This window comes from Streptomyces yongxingensis (assembly GCF_055597465.1).
This window is the reverse complement of sequence record NZ_CM145717.1, coordinates 7,948,996-7,970,521: the sequence shown is the minus strand read 5'-3', so window position 1 is coordinate 7,970,521 and position 21,526 is coordinate 7,948,996. Positions and strand designations below refer to the sequence as shown.

At 72.1% G+C, this 21,526-nt stretch carries 22 protein-coding genes; 7 read left to right on the top strand and 15 right to left on the bottom strand.

Annotated elements, in window-relative coordinates; all coding sequences use genetic code 11:
* Positions 1–17 precede the first annotated feature (17 nt).
* Positions 18–641 carry a sulfite oxidase-like oxidoreductase gene (locus ACZ6TD_RS34170; RefSeq protein ID WP_471344385.1) on the bottom strand — a complete coding sequence of 208 codons (624 nt, stop codon included), beginning with the start codon at positions 639–641 and terminating at the stop codon, positions 18–20.
* A 158-nt stretch (positions 642–799) separates the two neighbouring features.
* On the opposite strand from ACZ6TD_RS34170, the gene bfr reads away from it, so the two are divergent.
* Positions 800–1,315, top strand: a complete 516-nt coding sequence (gene bfr / locus ACZ6TD_RS34165) for a bacterioferritin (protein WP_471344384.1) — start codon at positions 800–802, stop codon at positions 1,313–1,315.
* 43 nt (positions 1,316–1,358) lie between these two features.
* Here the strand turns inward: bfr and ACZ6TD_RS34160 are convergent, their stop codons facing one another.
* Both ACZ6TD_RS34160 and ACZ6TD_RS34155 read right to left on the bottom strand, forming a co-directional pair.
* Positions 1,359–1,625, bottom strand: coding sequence for a (2Fe-2S)-binding protein (locus tag ACZ6TD_RS34160; RefSeq protein ID WP_471344382.1), 267 nt, complete (start codon positions 1,623–1,625; stop codon positions 1,359–1,361).
* Positions 1,626–1,781: 156 nt separating this feature from the next.
* A complete protein-coding gene (locus tag ACZ6TD_RS34155) occupies positions 1,782–3,131 on the bottom strand; it encodes a class II 3-deoxy-7-phosphoheptulonate synthase (protein ID WP_470009189.1) in 1,350 nt (449 codons plus the stop codon).
* 297 nt (positions 3,132–3,428) lie between these two features.
* Between ACZ6TD_RS34155 and ACZ6TD_RS34150 the strand changes: the two genes are divergently transcribed.
* The 3 genes from ACZ6TD_RS34150 to ACZ6TD_RS34140 all read left to right on the top strand — a co-directional run bounded on the left by ACZ6TD_RS34150 (position 3,429) and on the right by ACZ6TD_RS34140 (position 6,062).
* Positions 3,429–3,965 (top strand): hypothetical protein, encoded by a 537-nt coding sequence (locus ACZ6TD_RS34150; RefSeq protein ID WP_471344381.1) that lies wholly within the window; start codon positions 3,429–3,431, stop codon positions 3,963–3,965.
* A 15-nt stretch (positions 3,966–3,980) separates the two neighbouring features.
* Complete coding sequence (locus tag ACZ6TD_RS34145; protein ID WP_198268090.1) at positions 3,981–4,037, top strand: trp operon leader peptide; 57 nt, start codon at positions 3,981–3,983, stop codon at positions 4,035–4,037.
* A gap of 93 nt (positions 4,038–4,130) precedes the next feature.
* Positions 4,131–6,062, top strand: a complete 1,932-nt coding sequence (locus ACZ6TD_RS34140; protein WP_471344380.1) for an anthranilate synthase family protein — start codon at positions 4,131–4,133, stop codon at positions 6,060–6,062.
* Between the two features lie 87 nt (positions 6,063–6,149).
* Here ACZ6TD_RS34140 and ACZ6TD_RS34135 read toward each other — a convergent pair whose 3' ends face one another.
* The 4 genes from ACZ6TD_RS34135 to ACZ6TD_RS34120 all read right to left on the bottom strand — a co-directional run bounded on the left by ACZ6TD_RS34135 (position 6,150) and on the right by ACZ6TD_RS34120 (position 10,115).
* A complete protein-coding gene (locus ACZ6TD_RS34135; protein WP_471344379.1) occupies positions 6,150–7,178 on the bottom strand; it encodes a 6-phosphofructokinase in 1,029 nt (342 codons plus the stop codon).
* A gap of 181 nt (positions 7,179–7,359) precedes the next feature.
* Positions 7,360–8,040 (bottom strand): response regulator, encoded by a 681-nt coding sequence (locus ACZ6TD_RS34130; RefSeq protein ID WP_471344378.1) that lies wholly within the window; start codon positions 8,038–8,040, stop codon positions 7,360–7,362.
* The gene (macS, locus tag ACZ6TD_RS34125; RefSeq protein WP_471358273.1) at positions 8,037–9,281 is read right to left on the bottom strand and encodes a MacS family sensor histidine kinase; all 1,245 of its coding nucleotides are present in this window, start codon (positions 9,279–9,281) and stop codon (positions 8,037–8,039) included. The genes ACZ6TD_RS34130 and macS overlap by 4 nt, the downstream gene beginning before the upstream one ends.
* A gap of 78 nt (positions 9,282–9,359) precedes the next feature.
* Positions 9,360–10,115: a lysophospholipid acyltransferase family protein gene (locus ACZ6TD_RS34120; RefSeq protein ID WP_471358271.1), complete on the bottom strand. Its 756-nt coding sequence runs from the start codon at positions 10,113–10,115 to the stop codon at positions 9,360–9,362.
* Positions 10,116–10,240: 125 nt separating this feature from the next.
* Between ACZ6TD_RS34120 and ACZ6TD_RS34115 the strand changes: the two genes are divergently transcribed.
* On the top strand, positions 10,241–11,059 hold the full coding sequence (locus ACZ6TD_RS34115; RefSeq protein WP_471344376.1) for an alpha/beta hydrolase: 819 nt from the start codon (positions 10,241–10,243) through the stop codon (positions 11,057–11,059).
* Positions 11,052–11,657: a hypothetical protein gene (locus ACZ6TD_RS34110; RefSeq protein WP_471344374.1), complete on the top strand. Its 606-nt coding sequence runs from the start codon at positions 11,052–11,054 to the stop codon at positions 11,655–11,657. Before ACZ6TD_RS34115 ends, ACZ6TD_RS34110 begins: the two co-directional genes overlap by 8 nt.
* Positions 11,658–11,709: 52 nt before the next feature.
* Here the strand turns inward: ACZ6TD_RS34110 and ACZ6TD_RS34105 are convergent, their stop codons facing one another.
* The 6 genes from ACZ6TD_RS34105 to ACZ6TD_RS34080 all read right to left on the bottom strand — a co-directional run bounded on the left by ACZ6TD_RS34105 (position 11,710) and on the right by ACZ6TD_RS34080 (position 16,879).
* Positions 11,710–12,513 (bottom strand): endonuclease/exonuclease/phosphatase family protein, encoded by an 804-nt coding sequence (locus tag ACZ6TD_RS34105; protein ID WP_471344372.1) that lies wholly within the window; start codon positions 12,511–12,513, stop codon positions 11,710–11,712.
* A gap of 17 nt (positions 12,514–12,530) precedes the next feature.
* Positions 12,531–13,472, bottom strand: a complete 942-nt coding sequence (locus tag ACZ6TD_RS34100) for an ROK family glucokinase (RefSeq protein WP_471344371.1) — start codon at positions 13,470–13,472, stop codon at positions 12,531–12,533.
* A gap of 57 nt (positions 13,473–13,529) precedes the next feature.
* Positions 13,530–13,997: a DUF5304 family protein gene (locus ACZ6TD_RS34095; protein ID WP_471344369.1), complete on the bottom strand. Its 468-nt coding sequence runs from the start codon at positions 13,995–13,997 to the stop codon at positions 13,530–13,532.
* A 120-nt stretch (positions 13,998–14,117) separates the two neighbouring features.
* Entirely contained in the window at positions 14,118–15,461 is a 1,344-nt protein-coding gene (locus ACZ6TD_RS34090) for an ArsA family ATPase (RefSeq protein WP_471344368.1), read from the bottom strand.
* 149 nt (positions 15,462–15,610) lie between these two features.
* On the bottom strand, positions 15,611–16,051 hold the full coding sequence (locus tag ACZ6TD_RS34085; RefSeq protein WP_471344366.1) for an SRPBCC family protein: 441 nt from the start codon (positions 16,049–16,051) through the stop codon (positions 15,611–15,613).
* Between the two features lie 66 nt (positions 16,052–16,117).
* Complete coding sequence (locus tag ACZ6TD_RS34080) at positions 16,118–16,879, bottom strand: metallophosphoesterase family protein (protein ID WP_471344364.1); 762 nt, start codon at positions 16,877–16,879, stop codon at positions 16,118–16,120.
* 252 nt (positions 16,880–17,131) lie between these two features.
* Here ACZ6TD_RS34080 and ACZ6TD_RS34075 point away from each other — a divergent pair, with 252 nt between their 5' ends.
* A complete protein-coding gene (locus ACZ6TD_RS34075) occupies positions 17,132–18,928 on the top strand; it encodes an AMP-dependent synthetase/ligase (RefSeq protein WP_471344363.1) in 1,797 nt (598 codons plus the stop codon).
* 86 nt (positions 18,929–19,014) lie between these two features.
* Here the strand turns inward: ACZ6TD_RS34075 and ACZ6TD_RS34070 are convergent, their stop codons facing one another.
* Both ACZ6TD_RS34070 and ACZ6TD_RS34065 read right to left on the bottom strand, forming a co-directional pair.
* Entirely contained in the window at positions 19,015–20,157 is a 1,143-nt protein-coding gene (locus tag ACZ6TD_RS34070) for a glycosyltransferase family 4 protein (RefSeq protein WP_471344361.1), read from the bottom strand.
* 70 nt (positions 20,158–20,227) lie between these two features.
* Positions 20,228–21,502, bottom strand: a complete 1,275-nt coding sequence (locus ACZ6TD_RS34065) for a hypothetical protein (protein ID WP_471344359.1) — start codon at positions 21,500–21,502, stop codon at positions 20,228–20,230.
* Positions 21,503–21,526 lie beyond the last annotated feature (24 nt).

Below are 21,526 nucleotides of genomic sequence, written 5' to 3'. Positions count from 1 at the left end.
GCCATGGCGGCCCGGGGCTAGAGCTCCGGGCCGTCGCCCGGCTCCTCCTGGTAGGAGTAGCGCTGCTCCGTCCAGGGGTCGCCGATGTTGTGGTAGCCGCGCTCCTCCCAGAAGCCGCGGCGGTCGGCGGTCATGTACTCCACCCCGCGCACCCATTTCGGGCCCTTCCAGGCGTACAGATGGGGAACCACCAGCCGCACCGGAAAGCCGTGCTCTGCGGTGAGCAGCTCGCCGTCCTTGTGGGTGGCGAAAATCGTGGACTCCGTCATGAAGTCCGCCAGCCGCAGATTCGAGCTGAACCCGTATTCGGCCCACACCATCACGTGGGTGACGTCGGGCGCCGGCGGTGCGAGCTTCACGATCTCCAGCGAGGAAACCCCGCCCCATTCGGCGTCGAGCATGCTGAATTTGGTGACGCAGTGCAGATCGGCCACGACCGTCGAGTACGGCAGGGCCGAGAACTCCTCATGCGTCCAGCAGTGTTTTTCGCCGTCCGCCGTGGCGCCGAAGACCCGGAACTCCCATCGGTCCGGCTTGAACTTCGGGACCGGCCCATAGTGCGTAACCGGCCAACCGCGCTGCAGTCGCTGCCCAGGAGGCAGCTTCGCGAGCTCCCCCTCGCGGCTTTCCGACTGACCCATGGGCTCCATGGTCTCAGACCGCCGGGGGTGGTCGTGACCAGGGCATCGGGGACGGGCACAACTCGTACTAAGCGTGCACTTACTGGACGCCCCAACAGGCGCGGTGCGACGATGCGCGGAACCTGCCGTTCCCGATCGGATTGGAAGGAGCCCCTCCGATGCAGGGTGACCCCGAGGTCCTCGAGTTCCTCAACGAGCAGCTGACCGGCGAACTGACCGCGATCAATCAGTACTTTCTGCACTCAAAGATGCAGGACCACTTTGGCTGGACTCGGCTTGCCAAATACACCCGGTCGGAGTCTTTCGACGAGATGAAGCATGCGGAGATGCTCACCGACCGCATCCTTCTCCTGGATGGGCTGCCCAATTACCAGCGGCTCTTCCATGTCCGGGTGGGGCAGACGCTGACCGAGATGTTCCAGGCCGACCGGCAGGTGGAGGTCGAGGCGATCGACCGCCTCAAGCGGGGCATCGAGCTGATGCGGTCCAAGGCGGACATCACCTCGGCGAATCTCTTCGAGTACATCCTCGCCGACGAGGAACTCCACATCGACTATCTCGACACCCAGCTCGAGCTGATCGAGAAGCTCGGTGAGCCCCTCTACATCGCCCAGCAGATCGAGCAGCCCAGCGACCACGGCGACAACTACTCGGGGAGCGGCAAGGGCCACTGAGCCCGCGGCGGCAGAACGCGCGGCGACCGAGCCGGTCCGCCGGTCAGGCCGCCTCGGCCGCCGTCGGCTCCGGGACGGCAGCGGCAGCGACCGCCGTCGTCGTCGCGGCCGTCGTGAGGACGACCGGGTCCAGCGCCTCGCGCCGGGGGCACGCACCGCGGCCCAGCAGCGCCTGGATCTTCCGCACGCACGATCCGCAGTCCGTGCCCGCCTTGCAGGCACCGGCGATCTGGCGCGGGGTGCACGCGCCCGATTCCGCGTGCTCGCGCACCTGCTTCTCGGTGATCCCGAAGCATGAGCAGACGTACACGGGCTCTCCAGCGGTGGCATCGACGACGGCATTGATCAGTGAGGTAATCCTTACCTTACCTGCCGCGCCGGACCCCCACAACGCACAGCGGGCGCGGATCCTTGTGATCCGCGCCCCACCTGCGTCTTTGTGATCTTTACCGACCCCGGACGATCCCTACTGGTCCCGGTACATCTCCGCCACCAGGAACGCCAGGTCCAGCGACTGGCTGCGGTTGAGCCGCGGGTCGCACGCCGTCTCGTAGCGCTGGTGCAGATCGTCGACGAAGATCTCGTCGCCGCCGCCCACGCACTCCGTGACATCGTCGCCGGTCAGCTCCACATGGATGCCGCCCGGATGGGTGCCCAGCTCCTTGTGGACCTCGAAGAAGCCCTTGACCTCGTCCAGCACATCGTCGAAGCGGCGGGTCTTGTGCCCGGACGCCGCCTCGAAGGTGTTGCCGTGCATCGGGTCGCAGACCCAGACGACCTGCGCACCGGAGGCGGTCACCTTCTCCACCAGGTTGGGCAGCTTGTCGCGGATCTTGTCCGCGCCCATCCGGGTGATGAAGGTCAGCCGGCCCGGCTCACGGTCCGGGTCGATCCGCTCGATCAGCGACAGCGCCTCTTCCGGCGTGGTCGTCGGGCCGAGCTTCACGCCCACCGGGTTGCGGACCTTGGAGGCGAACTCGATGTGCGCCCCGTCCAACTGCCGGGTGCGCTCGCCGATCCAGACCATGTGGCCGGACACGTCGTACAGCTCTCCGGTGCGGGAGTCGGTGCGGGTCAGCGCCGTCTCGTAGTCCAGGATCAGCGCCTCGTGCGAGGAGAAGAACTCGACGGTCTTGAACTCCTCCGGGTCCACCCCGCAGGCGTTCATGAAGGCCAGCGCCCGGTCGATCTCGCGCGCCAGCGCCTCGTAGCGCTGGCCCGAGGGCGAGGACTTCACGAAGTCCTGGTTCCAGGCGTGCACCTGCCGCAGGTCCGCGTAGCCGCCGGTGGTGAAGGCGCGCACCAGGTTCAGCGTCGAGGCCGACGCCTGGTACATCCGCTTCAGCCGCTGCGGGTCCGGGATCCGCGCCTCGGGGGTGAACTCGAACCCGTTGACGGAGTCGCCCCGGTAGGTGGGCAGGGTCACCCCGTCCCGGGTCTCGGTCGGCTTGGAGCGCGGCTTGCTGTACTGCCCGGCGATCCGGCCCACCTTCACCACCGGGACGGATCCGGCGTAGGTCAGCACGGCGCCCATCTGGAGGAGCGTCTTGAGCTTGTTGCGGATCTGGTCGGCGCCCACGCCGTCGAATGCCTCGGCGCAGTCACCGCCCTGGAGCAGAAACGCCTCGCCCCGCGCCACGGCCCCCAGGCGGTGCCGCAGCGCGTCGCACTCGCCCGCGAAGACGAGCGGCGGATAGGACTCGAGCTCAGCGATCACATCGCGCAGAGCCGCTCGGTCCGGCCAGTCGGGCTGCTGCGCCGCGGGAAGAGACTGCCAGGTGTGGCCACCGGCGTGGGTTTCAGCGTTCACGGTCACCCGGACAAGGTTACGGGGTCCTGCCGCGCGTCCAGCCCGCTGCCCACGGTGTGAGACGCCGCCCCTCACGCTGTGAGCGCCTACGCCGCCCACATGATGTCGTGGGCAAGCACTCCGCGCGACGAAGGTCCGTACCAAGCACACGCAGGACGCGTCGCGCAAGAACGGGCGTTCGGGCATCCTCCGGCTGTTTACGGACAGTCCGTGAAGATGACGTGATGGAACCGTGCCCTCCTCGGACGCTGTCCGGGTGACCGGCCCACCTCTGCGGCCGGCCCCCATCCGAAGGAGTGCCCCATGAGGAAGTTGCTCCGCCGCGGTGCCGCCGCCTTCGCGGCCGCCGCCTCGCTCGCAGTGATGTCGCTCAACGCCACAGCCGCCCAGGCGGATTCATCGGCCATCGCGTCCGGGATGACCTGGACCGTGCTCGCGAAGGGGACCGACGGCACGATCCGGGTGGGCGCGGACTCCGCGACCGACGCGTACAACGGTGACACCGCCGCCACGGCGACGCTCCCCGTGCTGTGCCTGAGAGTCAGCGGCAGCGCCGTGCCCAGTGGGATCACCCCGGACTTCTACGCCGGTTGGTCGCGCGGCACCGTGGCCGCGACGCCGCCCGTGCTGGGCAAGTCGCTGACCAGCCGGGCCGCGGCGGACGCGATCTGTGCGCGGTACTACGGCGCGGACTGGCGGGAGGCCGAGTTCCACGACGGCCGGTACGGCGCCAACCTGGAGGCGAGCGGTGGCTGGTCCTTCTGGGCGTACGGCTACGTACCCGAAGGCACCCGCTTCTGGACCGCGATCAACGATCAGCCGGCGAACCCCTGGAACTGAGGTAAGGTCCTGGACATGCACGCGCGACTGACCATGACCTGGTGGTGGACCGCTCATCCGGCGGCCCACTGAATCGCGCACTCCCAAGATCTCGCGAAGGCCGCCCGAGGGGCGGCCTTCGGCGTTTCCGCGGGTCGTTCCTCATTCCGGAAGGAATCACCCGCCATGCAGAACCCCCACACTCAGGCCGTCGTCGCGCGGCTGCTCTCCGACGACGCGCCGCCCTTCGCCCTGCTGCACCGCCGCACCCCCGGCCGGGCGCCCGACACCGTCGAGGTGCTGCTCGGCCCGGTCGGCGAGGTGGCACGGCTGACCGACATCCCGCTGCCCACCGGGACCCCGCGGGACGGCGCCCCGGTGGCCGACGCCCTCGCGCTGGTGCCGTTCCGGCAGATCCACGAGCGCGGGTTCGAGGTGCGCGACGACGGCACGCCGCTGGCCGTGCTGCGCCCGGAGGAGACCTACGAGCTGCCGCTCGCCGAGGCGCTGGCGGCGCTGCCCGGGCACCCGGTGCGGGTCGAGGACGGGGCGTTCGACGTGGACGACGCCGCTTACGCGGACATCGTGAGCCGGGTCATCGAGGACGAGATCGGCACCGGCGAGGGCGCCAACTTCGTCATCCGAAGGACCTTCCGGGGCGAGATCCCGGGCTTCGGGAGTACCGACGCGCTCGCGCTCTTCCGGCGGCTGCTCGCCGGGGAGCGGGGCGCCTACTGGACGTATGTGGTGCGGCTGGCGGACGGGCGGACGCTGGTGGGGGCCAGCCCCGAGGTGCATGTGCGGATGTCCGGGGGGACGGTCGTGATGAACCCGATCAGCGGGACGTACCGCTACCCCGAGGGCGGGCCGAGCGCGGAGGGGCTGCTGGCGTTCCTGCACGACCGCAAGGAGGTGGAGGAGCTGTCCATGGTCGTGGACGAGGAGCTGAAGATGATGTGCACCGTCGGCGACATGGGCGGGACGGTGATCGGGCCCCGGCTCAAGGAGATGGCGCACCTCGCGCACACCGAGTACGAGCTGCGCGGCCGCTCCTCCTGGGACGTCCGGGAGGTGCTCCGCGAGACGATGTTCGCCGCGACCGTCACCGGCTCCCCGGTGCAGAACGCCTGCCGGGTGATCGAGCGGTACGAACCCGGTGGCCGCGGCTACTACGCGGGGGCGCTCGCGCTGATCGGACGGGACGGCGGCGGCGCGCAGACCCTGGACTCGCCGATCCTGATCCGGACCGCCGACATCGACGCCGGGGGATCGCTGGAGGTGGCCGTCGGCGCCACGCTCGTCCGCCACTCGGACCCGCGCGGCGAAGTGGCCGAGACCCATGCGAAGGCGGCCGGGGTACTGACCGCGCTGGGCGTGCGGCCCGCGCCCGTACGGCCGGAGGAGGAGGGCCCGCGGCCGCGGCTCACGGACGATCCGCGGGTACGGGCGGCGCTGGACGCGCGGCGGGCGGACCTGGCGCCGTTCTGGCTGCGGATGCAAGCGCCCGAGGAGCCCCGGGCCGGGAGGCTGTCCGGGCATGCCCTGGTGATCGACGCCGAGGACACCTTCACCGCGATGCTCGCGCATCTGCTGCGCACCTCGGGGCTGACCGTGACCGTGCGGCGGTACGACGAGCGGGGGGTGCGGGAGGCGGCGCTGGCGCATCAGGGGCCCGTGGTGCTCGGCCCGGGTCCCGGCGACCCGGGCGACACGGCCGACCCGAAGATGCGGTTCCTGCGGGCGCTGGCCGCCGAGCTGGTGGCCGGGCACCGGCACGGGCTGCTGGGGGTGTGCCTGGGGAACGAGCTGATCGCGGCCGAGCTGGGGCTGGAGATCGTGCGCAAGGACGTGCCGTTCCAGGGCGCCCAGGAGCGGATCGACTTCTTCGGGCGCGAGGAGACCGTCGGCTTCTACAACACCTTCACGGCGCGCTGCGACGAGGCGGTGGAGACGGAGCTGGCGATGCACCGCGTGGAGCTGAGCCGGGACCGGGTGACCGGCGATGTGCACGCGCTGCGCGGGCCGGGCTTCGCCGGGGTGCAGTTCCACCCGGAGTCGGTGCTGTCGCGGGACGGGGCGGCGCTGGTGGCGGAGCTGCTGGCGGCCGTCCTGGTCTGAAGGGCCCGCGGGCCCGAGGGGCGGCGTGACGCTGGGCCGGGCGCGACTTCCGCGCCCGGCCCATCGCCGTACTGCACCCAGACGGCCTCAGCCGAAGAAGACCTCGGCCTCGGCGTAGAGCGAGGGATCGACCGTCTTGAGCCGTGCGGTCGCCTCGGCAAGCGGTACCCGGATGATGTCGGTGCCGCGCAGCGCGACCATCTTTCCGAAGTCCTCGTCCCGGACCGCGTCGATGGCGTGCAGCCCGAAGCGGGTGGCGAGCCAGCGGTCGAAGGCGCTGGGCGTGCCCCCGCGCTGGACATGGCCGAGGACGGTGGTGCGGGCCTCCTTGCCGGTGCGCTTCTCGATCTCCTTGGCCAGCCACTCGCCGACTCCGGAGAGCCGGACATGGCCGAAGGAGTCCAGCGTGTCGTCCTTGAGGACCGCGTCGCCGTCCCTGGGCATCGCGCCCTCGGCGACGACGACGATCGGGGCGTAGCGGATCTTGAAACGGGATTCGACCCAGGCGCAGACCTGATCGACGTCGAAGCGCTGCTCGGGGAGGAGGATGACATTGGCGCCGCCGGCGAGCCCCGAGTGCAGGGCGATCCACCCGGCGTGACGGCCCATCACCTCGACGACGAGCACGCGCATATGCGATTCGGCGGTGGTGTGGAGCCGGTCGATGGCCTCGGTGGCGATGTTGACGGCGGTGTCGAAGCCGAAGGTGTAGTCGGTGGCGGACAGGTCGTTGTCGATGGTCTTGGGGACGCCGACGCAGCGGAGGCCGTAGTCGCCGGAGAGCCGGGCGGCGACGCCGAGGGTGTCCTCGCCGCCGATCGCGATCAGCGCGTCGACCTCCAGCTTGACGAGGGTCTCCTTGACCCGGCGGATGCCGTCCTCGCTCTTGAGCGGATTGGTGCGGGAGGAGCCGAGGATGGTGCCGCCGCGTGGCAGGATGCCGCGCACCGCGCGGATGTCGAGGGGAACGGTGTCGTTCTCGAGAGGGCCGCGCCAGCCGTCCCGGAAGCCGATGAAGTCATAGCCGTATTCCTGTACGCCCTTGCGCACGACGGCGCGGATGACCGCGTTGAGCCCGGGGCAGTCACCGCCGCCGGTCAGCACTCCGACCCGCATCGTTTCTTCCCTTCTCCCGTGGAATCCCGTGATTGGGCCCGGTACGGAGAGCCACGCTAACGGTGATCCAGGTCACACGGGATGGGGCGTCGGACGATTCCCGTGCGAACCAAGGGAGTTGGTTTTGAACTTCACCCGTACGAGGGGGTGACGCGGTGTCACCGGCCTCGGCCGGACGGCGTCAGGCGTCGTCCAGGCCGCGCTCGATGGCGTAGCGGACCAGCTCCACGCGATTGTGCAGCTGGAGCTTGCCGAGGGTGTTCTGGACGTGGTTCTGCACCGTGCGGTGCGAGATGACCAGCCGCTCGGCGATCTGCTTGTACGAAAGCCCCTTGGCCACCAGCCGCAGCACCTCCGTCTCACGCTCGGTGAGCTGCGGGGCGGCGGGCTGGTCGGCGGCGGTGGGGGCGGGCTCGCCCGCGAGCCGCCGGTACTCGCCGAGCACCAGGCCCGCGAGGCCGGGGGTGAACACCGGGTCGCCGGCCGCCGTGCGGCGCACCGCGTCCAGCAGCTCCTCGGTGCTGGCCGACTTCAGCAGATAGCCGGTGGCCCCGGACTTGACCGCCTCCAGGACGTCCGCGTGCTCACCGCTCGCGGAGAGCACCAGCACCCGCAGCCCGGGGCGGTCGGCGAGGACCTCCTTGCACACCTCGACCCCCGGCAGCCCGGGGAGGTTGAGGTCGAGCACCAGGACGTCGGGCCCGGCGGCCTTGGCCCGGCGGACCGCCTGCGGTCCGTCCCCGGCCGTGGCCACCACGTCGAACCCGGCCTCGGACAGGTCACGGGCCACCGCGTCGCGCCACATCGGATGGTCGTCGACCACCATCACCGTCACCGGGCGGCCGTCGTGCTGAGCGGTCATCGTGCCGCTTCCCCCTTCTGCTTCGCCTTCTTCGCCGACGCCTTCGGAACCGTCAACTCCACCTCGGTGCCCTGCCCCGGCGCCGAGATCCACTCGGCGGTGCCGCCGAGGTCGCGCAGCCGCCCCCGGATCGACAGGGCCACCCCGAGCCGGCCCTCCGCCTCCGCGTCCGCCAGCCGCCCCTCGGGGATGCCGGGGCCGTCGTCCCGTACGGTCACCATCACCGCGTCCGGCTCGTCCTCGAGCAGGATCCAGGCGTGGGCGTCCTCCCCGGCGTGGACCCGTACGTTGTCCAGGGCGGCGCCGACGGCGGCGGCCAACTCCCCGGCGACGCCCGCCGGGAGGAGCACCGGGGCACCCGGCTCGGAGAAGGTGACCCGGGAGCCCGCGTGCGGGGCCAGCAGGGCCCGCAGATCGCAGGAGCCGCCGTCGGAGTGCTCGGGGTCGGGCGGGCAGGGCGGGACCGGCGGGTCCGCCGCGTCCGGGAGGGCGCCCGGGCCGGCCGCTGCCTCCGTCCCGTCCCCCGTGCGCGGCCGGTTCACCAGACCGGTGGAGACCAGGGTGCGCAGCGCGATCTCCTGCTCCCCCGCCATCCGGCCGAGTTCGGCCGCCTCACCGCCGATCGCGGCGCCGCGCCGCTGCACCATGGCGAGCACCTGGAGCACGCTGTCGTGGATGTCGCGGGCCAGCCGCTCCCGCTCCCGGGTGGCCGCCTCGATGCGCAGCGCGCGGGCGAGGGTGCGCTCACTGGCGCGGGCCACCTCGACCACATAGCCGATGCCCACGCTCGCCACCCACACCAACGACAGCATGTGGACGGTGTCCTGGGCGAATCCGCCGCGCTCGATCACATTGGCGGCGCAGACCACGGTGGAGGCCGAGGCGCCCCAGCGCCAGCCGCCCTTGATGGCGAAGCCGAGGACCGCGCCCATCGTCCATATGGAAGGCAGCGTGGGCGTGCCGTCGGCGATCCGGTCGTGGCTGTCCACGAGCGGGGTGAGCAGAATGCCGGTCACCGCGATGCCGAGGTCGCCGACGAGGAACCGCCGGGTGCAGCGCTCGGCCGAGGCGACCATCCGGAAGGTGAGTGCCGTCCACAGCGTCAGCACCGCCATGTAGACGACGGCGCCGAGCGGATGGTCGTAGTCGTCGAAGGAGTAGACGCACAGCCCGAGCGCGTAGAGCAGGGTCAGCACCCGGTAGGCGGTCAGCGCCTGCCACAGCGGCTGCTCCACGGACATCCGCACCACGCGCTCGCCCCCGGCGCGCTCCCGTCTGGACCGCTCCGTCAACGTCCCCCACCCCCGGTGCCGGCGCGGCTAGGCGCCGGACTTGTGTTTGTCCTTCTCCTTCTCGGCCTTCTCCTTCTCGGCCTGCTTCTTCTCGGCCTGCTTCCGGGCCGCCTCCGCCTCCGCGATCTGCCGCTTGGCGGCGGTGGCGTAGACGTCCACGTACTCCTGGCCGGAGAGCTTCATGATCTCGTACATGACCTCGTCGGTCACCGAGCGCAGGATGAAGCGGTCGCCGTCCATGCCGTGGTAGCGGCTGAAGTCCAGCGGCTTGCCGATCCGGATACCGGGCCGCATCAGCTTCGGCATGACCTTGCCGGGGGGCTGGATCTTCTCGGTGTCGATCATCGCCACGGGGATCACCGGGGCGCCGGTCGCGAGCGCGACCCGGGCCAGACCGCCCGGCTTGCCCCGGTAGAGCCGTCCGTCGGGCGAGCGGGTGCCCTCGGGGTAGATGCCGAAGAGCTCACCGCGCTTGATCACCTCGATGCCCGCCTTGATGGCGGCCTCGCCGGCGCCGCGCGAGCCCGAGCGGTCCACCGGGAGCTGCCCGACGCCCTTGAAGAAGGCCGCCGTGAGCCGTCCCTTGACCCCGGGGGTGGTGAAGTACTCCTGCTTGGCGATGAAGGTGACCTTGCGGTCGAGCACCGCGGGCAGGAAGAAGGAGTCGGAGAAGGAGAGGTGGTTGCTCGCGAGGATGGCCGGACCCTCGGCGGGGACGTGCTCCAACCCCTCCACCCAGGGCCGGAAGGTGAGCTTCAAGGCGCCACCCACCGACAGCTTCATTGCGCTGTAGAACAACCGGGACCTCCTGTATCCGACGAGGAGACCTTAACCTGCCTACCCCGTACGGGGCGCGCCGCGTACGCTGAGGACCTCGAGCCCGCTTCCCCAGCGAACGGAGATCCGTGGTGCCGCTCCTGCCCGGAGCCGAGCCGTTCCGCCACGACGGCGGAGAGATCGGCGTCCTCGTCTGTCACGGATTCACCGGCTCCCCACAGTCCGTGCGGCCCTGGGCCGACCATCTCGCGGCCCGTGGCCTGACCGTCTCCCTGCCGCTGCTCCCCGGCCATGGCACGCGCTGGCAGGATCTCGCCGTCACCGGCTGGCAGGACTGGTACGCGGAGGTGGACCGCGAGTTGGGAAGGCTCTCCCGGGCCTGCGAGCGGGTGTTCGTCTGCGGGCTGTCCATGGGCGGGGCGCTCGCGCTGCGGCTGGCCGCCCAGCACGGCGCGGCGATCAGTGGCGTGGCCGTCGTGAATCCGGCCAACCGCATCCACGATCCGCTGGCCGTGGCCCTTCCGGTGCTGCGTCATCTGGTGCCGTCGGTGAAGGGCATCGTGAGCGACATCGCCAAGCCGGGCGCGCGGGAGTCGGGCTACGAGCGGATGCCGCTGCACGCCGTGCACTCGATGCGCCGCTTCTACCGGGTGGTCGACGCCGAACTGCCGCAGGTGACCCAGCCGCTGCTGGTGATGCACAGCCCCCAGGACCATGTGGTGCCGTCGGCCGACTCCGAGCGCATCCTGAGTCAGGTGTCCTCCCGGGACGTCACCGAGCGGCTGCTGGAGCGCAGCTACCACGTGGCGACGCTGGACCACGACGCCGAGTTCATCTTCGAGGAGACGGACACGTTCATCACCCGGCTGACGGCGGGTATGGGTGAAGACATCACCCGGACCGGTCTCGGGAAGGGCAGCGGAAAGGAGGGGGCGGCGGCCAGTGGCTGAGCGCGACTCGAATGGACACGAGGCGGACGCGCGGCGGGACGACGACGCCGCCTTCGCCGCGATCGTCGCCGCGTACGGGGAGGAGCCGCAGGACCCGCCGGGCGCCGAGCGATGGCCCGCCGCCGAGAACCTCGACGAGGAGCGGGACCGGGACCGCCGGTCCGCGGCGGACGGGGACACCGACGCCGACGCCGACGGGTCCGGTGACGGCGAGGCGGCCACGGGCGGGCCGGCCAAGTCCGACACGACCGGGAAGCCGGGCGGCTTCATCGTCTACGCCCCGGGCGTGGGCCCCCGCGACTGGGAGCCCGACGAGCCGTCCGAGGACGACTTCGACGAGACCGACGAGGGCCATTTCGTCCCGCCCGAGCCGCCTCCGCTGCCCGAGTCCGACACCACCTCCCGCTTCGCCTGGCTCGGTGTGCTGGGCGGGCCGCTGCTGCTGCTCGGAGTGGTGCTGTTCCAGGTGGAGATGGTCTGGTGGATCGCCACGCTGGGCGTCGGCGGTTTCCTGGGCGGCTTCGTCACGCTGGTGCTGCGGATGAAGGACGACGACGAGGAAGAGGACGACGACCCGGGGCGCGGCGCCGTCGTCTGACCCCGGCACCCCGGAGCCGGGCGCGCCCAGGCTCCGGCTCCTGCCCGGCCGCTCAGGCCAGGGACGCCCGGGGCAGCCTGAGCGCGGCCAGCACCGGAAGGTGGTCCGTGGCCGCCCGGAGGTCCGCGTCGGTGACGCCCGGCAGCCCGGCCGGGACCCCACAGCCGATGATCTCGATGCCCTCCGAGGCGAAGACGGCGTCGATGCGCCGACGCGGATCCTTGGGGGTGAAGGTGGCCTCGCTCCCCCAGGGCTCGGTGGCCCAGCCGTCCCGCAGCTTCCCCGCGATCCGGCGGAAGGCGCGGCCGTCCGGCCGGTCGTTGATGTCACCGGCCGCGACGGCGTACGGGACGTCCAGCGCGGTCAGGTGGTCCAGCAGCATCCCGGCCTGGTCGTAGCGCTCGGCCTCGGCGAGGCTCAGATGGCAGCTGACCACGCCGAGCCGGACGCCGTCGCCCCCGCCGTTCTCCGGGCGGCCGGTGTCGCGGTGGCCGCCGCCGAAGCGCAGCACGGCGGTGGCGAAACCGCGCCGGTGCAGCCCGGGGACGCGCGGCAGCAGGGTGTCCTCGGCGCGCTCCACATGGGCGCGCAGCGAGGTGAGGATCATCGGGCCGGCGGCGGTGGCCCCGCCCGTGGTGTAGACGAGGCCGGTCTCCCGGGCCAGCCAGGCGGCGGCCTTGCGCCAGCGGAAGAAGCGCGGCGCCTCCTGGACGCAGACGACATCGGGGGCACAGGCCCGGATCACCCGGGCCAGCGCCTCGCGGTCGTCCCGCATCGAGCGGATGTTGTAGCTGAGCACCCGCACCACCGCCGCGTCCGGGCCGGTGGTGGATCCGGGCAGGTCCGTGAGCGGCACGTTCCCCCCTTCGCGTCTCAGCCCTGGCGGGCCAGGTCGGCGGCGCCGACGAGCCCGGCCTTGCCACCGAGCTGCGCGGCGAGCACCTGGGCGTGCGGACGCCACTGGTTGCCCACCAGCCAGCGCCGGAAGGACTTGCGGATCGGCTCCAGGACGAGATCGCCCTCGTCGGAGACCCCGCCGCCGACGATGAACGCCGAGGGGTCGAAGAGCGAGGCGAGGTCGGCGAGCCCGGCCCCGGCCCAGCGGGCCAGCTCGCGGAAGGAATCGATGGCGACGGGGTCGCCCTGGCGGGCGGCGTCGCTGATGTGCTTGCCCTCGATGCCCTCGGAGGTGCCGTCGCCGAGGCCGAGCAGGACCGTGGCGTTCTCCGGGGTGGCGGCGGCGCGCTGCTTGGCGTAGCGGACCAGGGCACGGCCGGAGGCGTACTGCTCCCAGCAGCCCTGGCTGCCGCAGCCGCACAGCAGTCCGTCCGGGACGACCCTTATGTGGCCGAACTCGGCCGCGACGCCGAACCGGCCGCGGTGCAGCTTGCCGCCGATGATGATGCCGCCGCCGAGGCCGGTGCCGAGCGTGATGCACACGACGTCGTCATGGCCGACCCCGGCGCCGAAGCGGTACTCGCCCCAGGCCGCGGCGTTGGCGTCGTTCTCCACCACGACGGGCAGGCCGACGCGCTGCTCGACCTTGTCCTTGAGCGCCTCGTGCCGCCAGTTGATGTTGGGCGCGAAGAGCACGGTGGCGCGCTTGTCGTCCACATAGCCGGCCGCGCCGATGCCGACGGCCTCGATGTCATGACCCTCACTGACGATGCGCACCGCGTCCGCGATGGCGTCGACGACTCCCTCGGGAGTCTGCGGGGTCGAAACCTGGCTCGTCTCGAGAATCGAGCCCTCTTCGTCGACCACGCCGGCCGCGATCTTCGTGCCGCCGATGTCGACGCCGATGGTGAGTCCCATGAGTCCCTCAGTTATTTGGTCGAACCCCGCCGAGGCTAACGGTACCGGAGGTGGCGCTCAGTCGAGGTCGATGTGTTCACTACTCGAACTCTCGGATTCCTGGCCACTTCCCTTGGAGCCGCCCTCGGCTCCCTGGGTCCAGCGTCGCTCCTGGCCGGTCACGGCGGCGCGATAGGCGGCGAGCAGTTCGGATCCGGCGCTGGCGAGGTGTTCGAAAACCTCTGGATTGCGCTCTATGACCGGTTCTACGCTGGCCTTCGCCTGTGCGATCAATTGTTGTACGGCCCCCTGAACCGCCGTCCCGGCGATCGGCGTCTGGGCGACCTTCTCCGCGAGCGCGTCGGCCAGCTTGAGGAACTCCTCGGCCACGCTCCCCGGCTCCTCGGTGGTCTGCCGGGCGCGCTGCCTGGCCCGCTCGGCGGCGAGGTCCTCCTCACAGGCCCGCTCCCAGGCGTCGGGGTCGATCTCGGTGACCGGCACATCGGTGACCGGGGGCTCCGGGGGGCGCTCGGTGGCATCGCTCATGGCGAACTCCTGCGGCGGGGATGCTGGCCGCCCGGTTCTGTTCATCCGGGCTTGTGACCGACGTTACCGGAAGGAGGGGGTGGGGTCAGAGCCGGAGACCGGCCGTCGTGGACGCGGGGGTCAGACCCGCTTCGGCCACAGGTCCGGGTCGGGTGTGAAGCGCACCTGGAGCCATCCGTCGCGCAGCCCGGCGCCGGAGACGGTGCAGCGGCGCAGGGCGGACGGCAGCGGCAGCACCCGGTGGAACGGCGCGACGGTGACGATCAGTTCGTCGCCCCGGCGCACCAGGGAGAGCCCGTCGCGGTCGGCGCCGGGCAGCGGCAGCCGCCACAGCAGCACCCCGTCCTCGGCCAGCCGGTCCTCGACGGTCCAGGGGTCGGGGGCGGGCCGGTCGGGCCGCGCCCCCGGCGCCCCGACGGCCCCGGCGAGGTCGGCGAGCCCGGCCGGGGCGCGCCGGGCGCCGTCGCCGGGGTGCGATCCGGCGGGATGCGGCTCGCCGGGGTGCGGGTCGGCGGGCCGCGGCTCGGCGGGGTGCGGGTCGCCGAGGCCGTGCGGATCGCGGCCCAGATGCGGCAGCTCGCGGACCGGGACGGCGGGGGCCCACTGCTCGTACAGCTCCTTGAGCGCGTCCTGCTGCTGGCCCGACAGCGCGGCGAGCCACGGGTCGGCGGTGCCGGTGGGCAGCAGCCGGTTGGCGATCACCGCCTCCACCCGGCAGCCGTGCAGCGCCAGACCGGCACGGGCGGTGCGCAGCGCCCGGTCGGCGAGCGGTCCGGGCTCCACGACCAGCCGTACCGTGGTGGCCTCGGACTCGATCACGCCCTGGACGGCGGTCAGCTCCCGCTCCCAGCGCTCGGCCGTCTCGTACAGCTTCTGCGCGGGCATCGGCACCCCCGCCAGCTGGGCCAGCATCGGCCGCAGCGCGCGGGCCGCCTGCCGCTCGGCGGGCAGCAGCCGCCGCAGATAGCGCCGTAGCTGCTCGGGCAGCGCCAGCAGCGCGACGGTGTCCGGCGCGGGCGGCATGTCGACCACGAGGACGTCCCAGCCGGTGCCGGGCGGGGCGGTCTGGGCGGCGCGCAGGGCGCGCAGCAGCGCGATGGCCTCCACCCCGGGCAGGGCGGTCAGCTCCTCGCCGTCCAGCGGGGTGGCGCCGAGCAGGTCGAGCAGGCCGTGGCCGCGGTCCTGGAGCGCGGTCAGCTCACCGCGGAACCACTCGTCCGTGACGACCCGCGCGGCCCACAGCCCCGGGGCCGGCTCGACGGGTACGGACCACGGCAGCCGGTCCGCCGAGCGCCCGGGGACCGACCGCGGCGCGCCGATGCCGAGCAGCGCCTCGGGGGTGCCGTCGGAGTCGGCGGTGAGCAGCAGGGTCCGCTGCCCCTCACGGGCGGCGGCGAGGGCGGTCGCGGCGGCCACGGTGGTGCGGCCCGCGCCGCCGGTACCGGTGACGAGGACCGTACGCATGAAGGGAGCCTCCGGCAGGGGGTTACGTCGGTGTGCGCGGCGCGGGTCCGGTGATCCGCACCCGCCGGAGCGTACCCCGCGCCGTGGATCACCCCGGGCACCGTCGGGGCCCGGGGCGGTCCGGGGTGGTCCGGAGTGGTCCGGGCGGGTCAGGCGCCCTCGACGCGCTTCTTCAGGCCCGCGAGCGCGCGGTCGATGATGACCTTCTCGGCCTTGCGCTTGATCATGCCCAGCATGGGGATCTTGACGTCGACCGTGAGCTGGTACGTCACCTCGGTGCTCTTGCCGCCGTCGAGCGCCGAGAGCCGGTAGGAGCCGTCAAGGGTGCGCAGCATCTGGGACTTGACCAGGGACCAGTTGACCTGGTCGTCCCCGGTCCAGCTGTACTGGAGGGTGTAGTCGTCCTTGATCGCGCCCGCGTCGAGCAGCATCCGCACCTGCTCGGCGCGCCCCCGGGCGTCCTTGGTGAGGATGTCAGCCTCCTTCACCTCACCGGACCACTCCGGGTAACGGTCGAAGTCGGCGATCACCTCCATCACGTCGGCCGGTGCCGCCTCGATCGTGATGCTCGAGCTGGTGTGTTCCGCCATCGCCGTGGCTCCTCCGTACCGGTCCGCCGCATGGGATCTCTGCGGCTGAAGGCTACCGCGCGCGGGTCACCACTCCAGGGTCCAGGGGGTGCCGGAGGAGGCGAAGTGTCCGACATTGACGCACTCCGTGGCCCCGATCCGCATACGGCGGACGAGCGGCTGATGGACATGGCCGAAGAGGGAGTACTTGGGGCGGACGGTGTGGATCGCCTCCAGCAGGGCGGCGCTGCCGCGCTCGAAGCGGCGGGCGACGGTGTCGTAGCAGAGGTCGGGCACCTCCGGCGGGATGTGGGTGCAGATCACGTCCACCTCGCCGAGCGCCGCGATCTTCGCCGCGTAGGTCTCGTCGTCTATCTCGTAGGGGGTGCGCATCGGCGTGCGCAGCCCGCCGCCCACGAAACCGAAGACCAGCCCGCCGATCTCCACGCGCTCGCCGTCCAGGACGGTGGTGCCGGACCGGGCGTATTCCGGCCACAGTGAAGGCATGTCGACATTTCCGTAGGTGGCGTACGTCGGGGTGGGGAACGCGGCGAAGAGCTCGGCGTACTGACGGCGGATCCCGGCCTCTATCGCCGCGTTGCGGTCGAGCCCCTCCCACAGCCGGTTGCCGAGCGCCCGTGCCTCCTCGAAGCGGCGGGCGGTGCGCAGTTCGACCAGCCGGTCGGCGTTCTCGACCCCGAAGAGATCGGGGAAGATGCCACGTGAGTGATCGGCGTAGTCGAGGAAGAGGACGAGGTCGCCGAGGCAGATCAGGGCGTCCGCCCCGTCGCCGGCCTTCTCGAGGTCCTCACTGTTGCCATGCACGTCACTCACCACGTGGACTCGCATGCGTGTCACCCTAAGACGTAAGGGCCCGCGCCCGTAAGGTGTTCCGCCTGCACCGCCCCGCGTCTACCTGCGGTTCCTTAGCGGACGCGGCGCCCGTCGACTAGTCTGCGGGCAGCAGGAAGGCGGTGTGTGACGCATCGAACATCTGGGCGGGAACCCCTATCCCGGAAGCGTACCGATGGGTAACGTCCGGGCCGTCCACCACCCCCCATGCCCCGCAGCGGCGCCGGCGCCCCACGAGGAGCAGCAGTCTTGCGCGAGTTCAGCCTTCCGGCCCTGTACGAGGTTCCGGCCGACGGCAATCTGACGGATCTCATCCGCCGCAATGCCGCACAGCATCCCGATGTCGCCGTGGTCGGCCGCAAGGTCGACGACCGATGGGAGGACGTGACCGCGACCGCGTTCCTGGCGGAGGTGCGCGCCGCCGCCAAGGGCCTGATCGCGGCCGGTGTGGAGCCGGGCGACCGGGTCGGCCTGATGTCCCGGACCCGCTACGAGTGGACGCTGCTGGACTTCGCCATCTGGAGCGCGGGCGGGGTCACCGTGCCGGTGTACGAGACGAGTTCACCGGAGCAGGTCCAGTGGATCCTCAGCGATTCGGGGGCGGTGGCCGCGCTGGTCGAGACCGGCGTCCACGAGGCCGCCGTCGAGGCCGTCCGGGACACCCTGCCCGCCCTGAAGCACGTCTGGCGGATCGAGGGCGACGCCATCGGGACGCTGCGGAAGCTGGGCGAGGACGTGTCCGAGGAGAAGGTGGACGAGCGCTCCTCGATCGCCAACGCCGACTCCCCCGCCACCATCGTCTACACCTCGGGCACCACCGGCCGCCCCAAGGGCTGTGTGCTCTCCCACCGCAGCTTCTTCGCCGAGTGCGGCAACGCGGTGGCGCGGCTCAAGCCGATCTTCAACACCGGTGAGTCGTCGGTGCTGCTGTTCCTCCCCGAGGCCCATGTCTTCGGGCGGCTGGTGGAGATCGCGGCGGTGCTGGCGCCGATCAAGCTCGGCCATGTGCCCGATGTGAAGTCCCTGACCGATGAACTCGCCGCGTTCCGGCCCACATTGGTGCTGGGCGTGCCGCGCGTCTTCGAGAAGGTCTACAACTCGGCGCGGGCGAAGGCCCAGTCCGAGGGCAAGGGCAAGATCTTCGACAAGGCGGCCGACACCGCCATCGAGTACAGCAAGGCGCTGGACGCCCCGGGCGGCCCGTCCTTCGGGCTCCGCTTCAAGCACAAGGTCTTCGACCGGCTGGTCTACAGCAAGCTGCGGGCCGTGCTGGGCGGCCGGGCCACCCACGCCATCTCCGGCGGGGCGCCGCTGGGCGAGCGGCTGGGCCACTTCTACCGGGGCATCGGCTTCACGGTGCTGGAGGGGTACGGCCTGACGGAGTCCTGCGCGGCGACCACCTTCAACCCCTGGGACCGGCAGAAGATCGGCTCGGTCGGGCAGCCGATGCCGGGCACGGTGGTGCGCATCGCCGACGACGGCGAGGTGCTGCTGCACGGTGACCACCTCTTCACCGAGTACTGGAACAACGAGACGGCCACGGCGGAGGCGCTGTCGGACGGCTGGTTCCACACCGGGGACGTGGGCACGCTCGACGAGGACGGCTACCTCACCATCACCGGCCGGAAGAAGGAGATCATCATCACCGCGGGCGGCAAGAACGTCGCCCCGGCGGTGATAGAGGACCGGATCCGGGCCCATGCCCTGGTGGCCGAGTGCATGGTCGTCGGCGACGGCCGCCCCTTCGTGGGCGCGCTGGTCACGGTGGACGAGGAGTTCCTGCCGCGCTGGGCGGCCGAACACGGCAAGCCCGAGGGCGTGACGGTGGCCGAGCTGCGGGAGGACCCGGACCTGCTGGCCGAGATCCAGCGGGCGGTGGACGACGGCAACGCGGCGGTGTCCAAGGCGGAGTCGATCCGGAAGTTCCGGGTCCTGGCGACGCAGTTCACCGAGGACTCCGGGCATGTGACGCCCTCGCTGAAGCTGAAGCGGAGCGTGGTGGCGAAGGACTTCGCCTCGGAGATCGAGGCCATCTACCGAGGCTGACGGCCACTAGGGTCCTTCTTCCACGGAGATCCGTCAGAAGGACCCTAGGCCATTGGGCCCGGGGGCGCGCCCCCGGGCCCGAGCCGTCACAGCAGCGACTTCAGGCGGTCGGCCAGCAGATCCCAGCGCCAGCGCTCCTCCACCCAGGCGCGGCCCCGCTCGCCCATGCGGCGGCGCAGCTCGGCGTCCTCCAGCAGGGTCACGACGCGCTCGGCGCTCTGCTCGGCGGAGCCGCCCCGTACGACCCATCCGGTCTCACCGTCCAGCACCGCGTCCGGCGCCCCGCCCGAATCCCCGGCGACGACCGGCAGACCGGTCGCGGACGCCTCCAGATAGACGATGCCGAGGCCCTCGACGTCCAGCCCGCCGCGCCGGGTGCGGCAGGGCATGGCGAAGACGTCGCCCGCGCCGTAGTGGGCGGGCAGCTCCTCCCAGGGGACGGGGCCGGTGAAGCGCACCGACTCGGCCACGCCCGTGGTCTCCGCGAGGCGGCGCAGATCCTTCGCGTACGGCCCGCCGCCGACGATCAGCAGCACCGCGTCCGGCACCCGCCGCAGGATCCGCGGCATGGCCCGGATCAGCGTGTCCTGCCCCTTGCGCGGCACCAGCCGGGAGACGCAGACCACGACGGGCCGCCCGGCCAGGCCCAGCCGGGCCCGGATCTCGTCGCCGCCCGAACCGGGGTGGAAGGTCTTCTCGTCCACCCCGGGCGGGAGTTGGACCATCCGGGCGGCGTCCCGGGGGTCGAGCGCGGCGGCGATCCGGGAGCGGGTGTACTCACCGAGATAGGTGAGGGTGTCCGTGGCCCCGCCGATCCGCCGCAGCAACCGCCGTGAGGCGGGCAGTTGCGCCCAGGCCGCCTCGTGGCCGTGCGTCGTGGCCACCAGCCGCCGCGCCCCGGCCGCGCGCAGCGCGGGGGCCATCAGCCCGAGCGGCGCGGCGGCGCCGAACCACACCGCGGTGCAGCCGTGCTCGCGCAGCAGCGCGGTCGCGCGGCGGGTGACGCGCGGGGTGGGCAGCAGCATGGTCGTCCGGTCCCGGACGACCGGGTACGGCTGCTCGGCGTCGAAGCGGGCGGTGGCCTCGGCGCCCTCCCGGCCGCGCTTCCAGGTGGAGGCGTAGACGACGATCCGGTCCGGGTCCAGGCGCAGCGCGATGTTGTGCAGGAACGCCTGGATGCCGCCGGGGCGGGGCGGAAAGTCGTTGGTCACGAGCAGGGTCTTGTCCATCGTGGCCGACAGTACCGGGTGCGGCGGCGGGCCCGCTCCGCCGTACCCGGGCCGGGGCCCGGGGCGGCGTTCAGCCCAGCTCGGTCGCCACGTACTTCCGCCACCGCGCCGTGAACTCCCGCATGCTCACCCCGAGCACGTTCCGCAGCGCCGACTCCACCGCCCCCGAGCGCTCGTGCGCCCGGCCCACCGCGCGGTAGAAGTCGACCAGCTTCTTCTCGCCCCACCGGTCGGCGATCAGGCGGCAGGCGAGCCAGCCCTGTTCATAGGCGCGGGAGAGGCGGTCGGGGTCGCTGCCGAAGCGGAAGTCGTCGTCGCGCGGCAGCGCGGTGGGCAGGTGGCCGGCGGTGACGGCGTCGGTGAGCTCGGGGGCGATCTGGCGGGGGGTGCGGCCCGGGGCGCGGTAGCCCACCCAGTCGGCGAAGCCCTCGGAGAGCCAGAGCGGGGTGGCGGCGCTGGTGGCGGTGCGGGTGGCCACATGGGCCGTCTCATGGGTGATCACGACGCGCCGGCCGAAGTCGCCGAGGACCTGGTACGCCTCGGGGTTGACGATCACACGGTCGGCGGGCGCCTCGTCACCGGCCCCGCCGACCTCGCCCGTGGTGACGGCGGCGATCCCGCGGTAGCCGTCCGCCGAGGCGCCGAGCAGGGCGGCCATCCGGCCCAGGGAGGCGGGGACCTCGACCACGACGCGCCCGGCCCACTCATGGGGCCAGACCTGGCCCAGGACGGGCACCGCCCGGTCCGCGGTGTCGGCGACCGCGCGCAGCAGCCGACGGTCCTGGCCGACGCCGAGGACGAGGCTGTGGGCGCCGCGGACGACGTCGACCGTGCCCTGGTCCCACAGCTGCTCCATACCGCGCTTGCCGTCCACCACGCCGTCGTCCGAGGCCACGTACCACTGCCCGCCGCGCCGGGCGAGGGTGAGGTACTGGGCGGAGACGACCGGCGCGGTGTCGTACCCCTTCAGCCGGTACCGGAGTTCGACCTGTGCGGCGAGGCTGCGGCCGCCGACCCGCGCGGGCTCGAAGCCGCCGGTGCGCACCAGGCGGTAGGTCCAGGAACGCAGCGGTACGGCGGACATCTGCCGGAACACCCGCCGCTGCTCGGCCAGGTAGCCGACCGAGCCGCGGTCGACGGTGGCGAGGAAGGCGTCCGCGTCCCGCTCCCGGACCGCCGCCGCCCGCTGGTCCAGCATGCGCTGCACGGCCCGGCCGTCGCGCCCCTCGGGGTCGTCGGGCGCGGGAACGGGTCCACAGCCGCACAGCGCGGTCACCGAGAACGCGCCCACCAGGGGCAGGCACAGCAGCGCCCGCCATCCGCCCGATCTCCACCGACCCGCCACGTCTTAGATCGTACGAGCCCGCGC

What these genes read in the sequence shown, in the direction of transcription:
- ACZ6TD_RS34080 (WP_471344364.1), bottom strand. Translation starts at nt 16,879, where the DNA reads ATGCGAGTCCACGTGGTGAGTGACGTGCATGGCAACAGTGAGGACCTC.
- ACZ6TD_RS34150 (WP_471344381.1), top strand. Translation starts at nt 3,429, where the DNA reads ATGAGGAAGTTGCTCCGCCGCGGTGCCGCCGCCTTCGCGGCCGCCGCC.
- ACZ6TD_RS34100 (WP_471344371.1), bottom strand. Translation starts at nt 13,472, where the DNA reads ATGGGACTCACCATCGGCGTCGACATCGGCGGCACGAAGATCGCGGCC.
- ACZ6TD_RS34090 (WP_471344368.1), bottom strand. Translation starts at nt 15,461, where the DNA reads ATGCGTACGGTCCTCGTCACCGGTACCGGCGGCGCGGGCCGCACCACC.
- ACZ6TD_RS34095 (WP_471344369.1), bottom strand. Translation starts at nt 13,997, where the DNA reads ATGAGCGATGCCACCGAGCGCCCCCCGGAGCCCCCGGTCACCGATGTG.
- ACZ6TD_RS34135 (WP_471344379.1), bottom strand. Translation starts at nt 7,178, where the DNA reads ATGCGGGTCGGAGTGCTGACCGGCGGCGGTGACTGCCCCGGGCTCAAC.
- ACZ6TD_RS34140 (WP_471344380.1), top strand. Translation starts at nt 4,131, where the DNA reads ATGCAGAACCCCCACACTCAGGCCGTCGTCGCGCGGCTGCTCTCCGAC.
- ACZ6TD_RS34085 (WP_471344366.1), bottom strand. Translation starts at nt 16,051, where the DNA reads ATGGCGGAACACACCAGCTCGAGCATCACGATCGAGGCGGCACCGGCC.
- ACZ6TD_RS34170 (WP_471344385.1), bottom strand. Translation starts at nt 641, where the DNA reads ATGGGTCAGTCGGAAAGCCGCGAGGGGGAGCTCGCGAAGCTGCCTCCT.
- ACZ6TD_RS34120 (WP_471358271.1), bottom strand. Translation starts at nt 10,115, where the DNA reads ATGAAGCTGTCGGTGGGTGGCGCCTTGAAGCTCACCTTCCGGCCCTGG.
- macS (WP_471358273.1), bottom strand. Translation starts at nt 9,281, where the DNA reads ATGTCCGTGGAGCAGCCGCTGTGGCAGGCGCTGACCGCCTACCGGGTG.
- ACZ6TD_RS34130 (WP_471344378.1), bottom strand. Translation starts at nt 8,040, where the DNA reads ATGACCGCTCAGCACGACGGCCGCCCGGTGACGGTGATGGTGGTCGAC.
- ACZ6TD_RS34070 (WP_471344361.1), bottom strand. Translation starts at nt 20,157, where the DNA reads ATGGACAAGACCCTGCTCGTGACCAACGACTTTCCGCCCCGCCCCGGC.
- bfr (WP_471344384.1), top strand. Translation starts at nt 800, where the DNA reads ATGCAGGGTGACCCCGAGGTCCTCGAGTTCCTCAACGAGCAGCTGACC.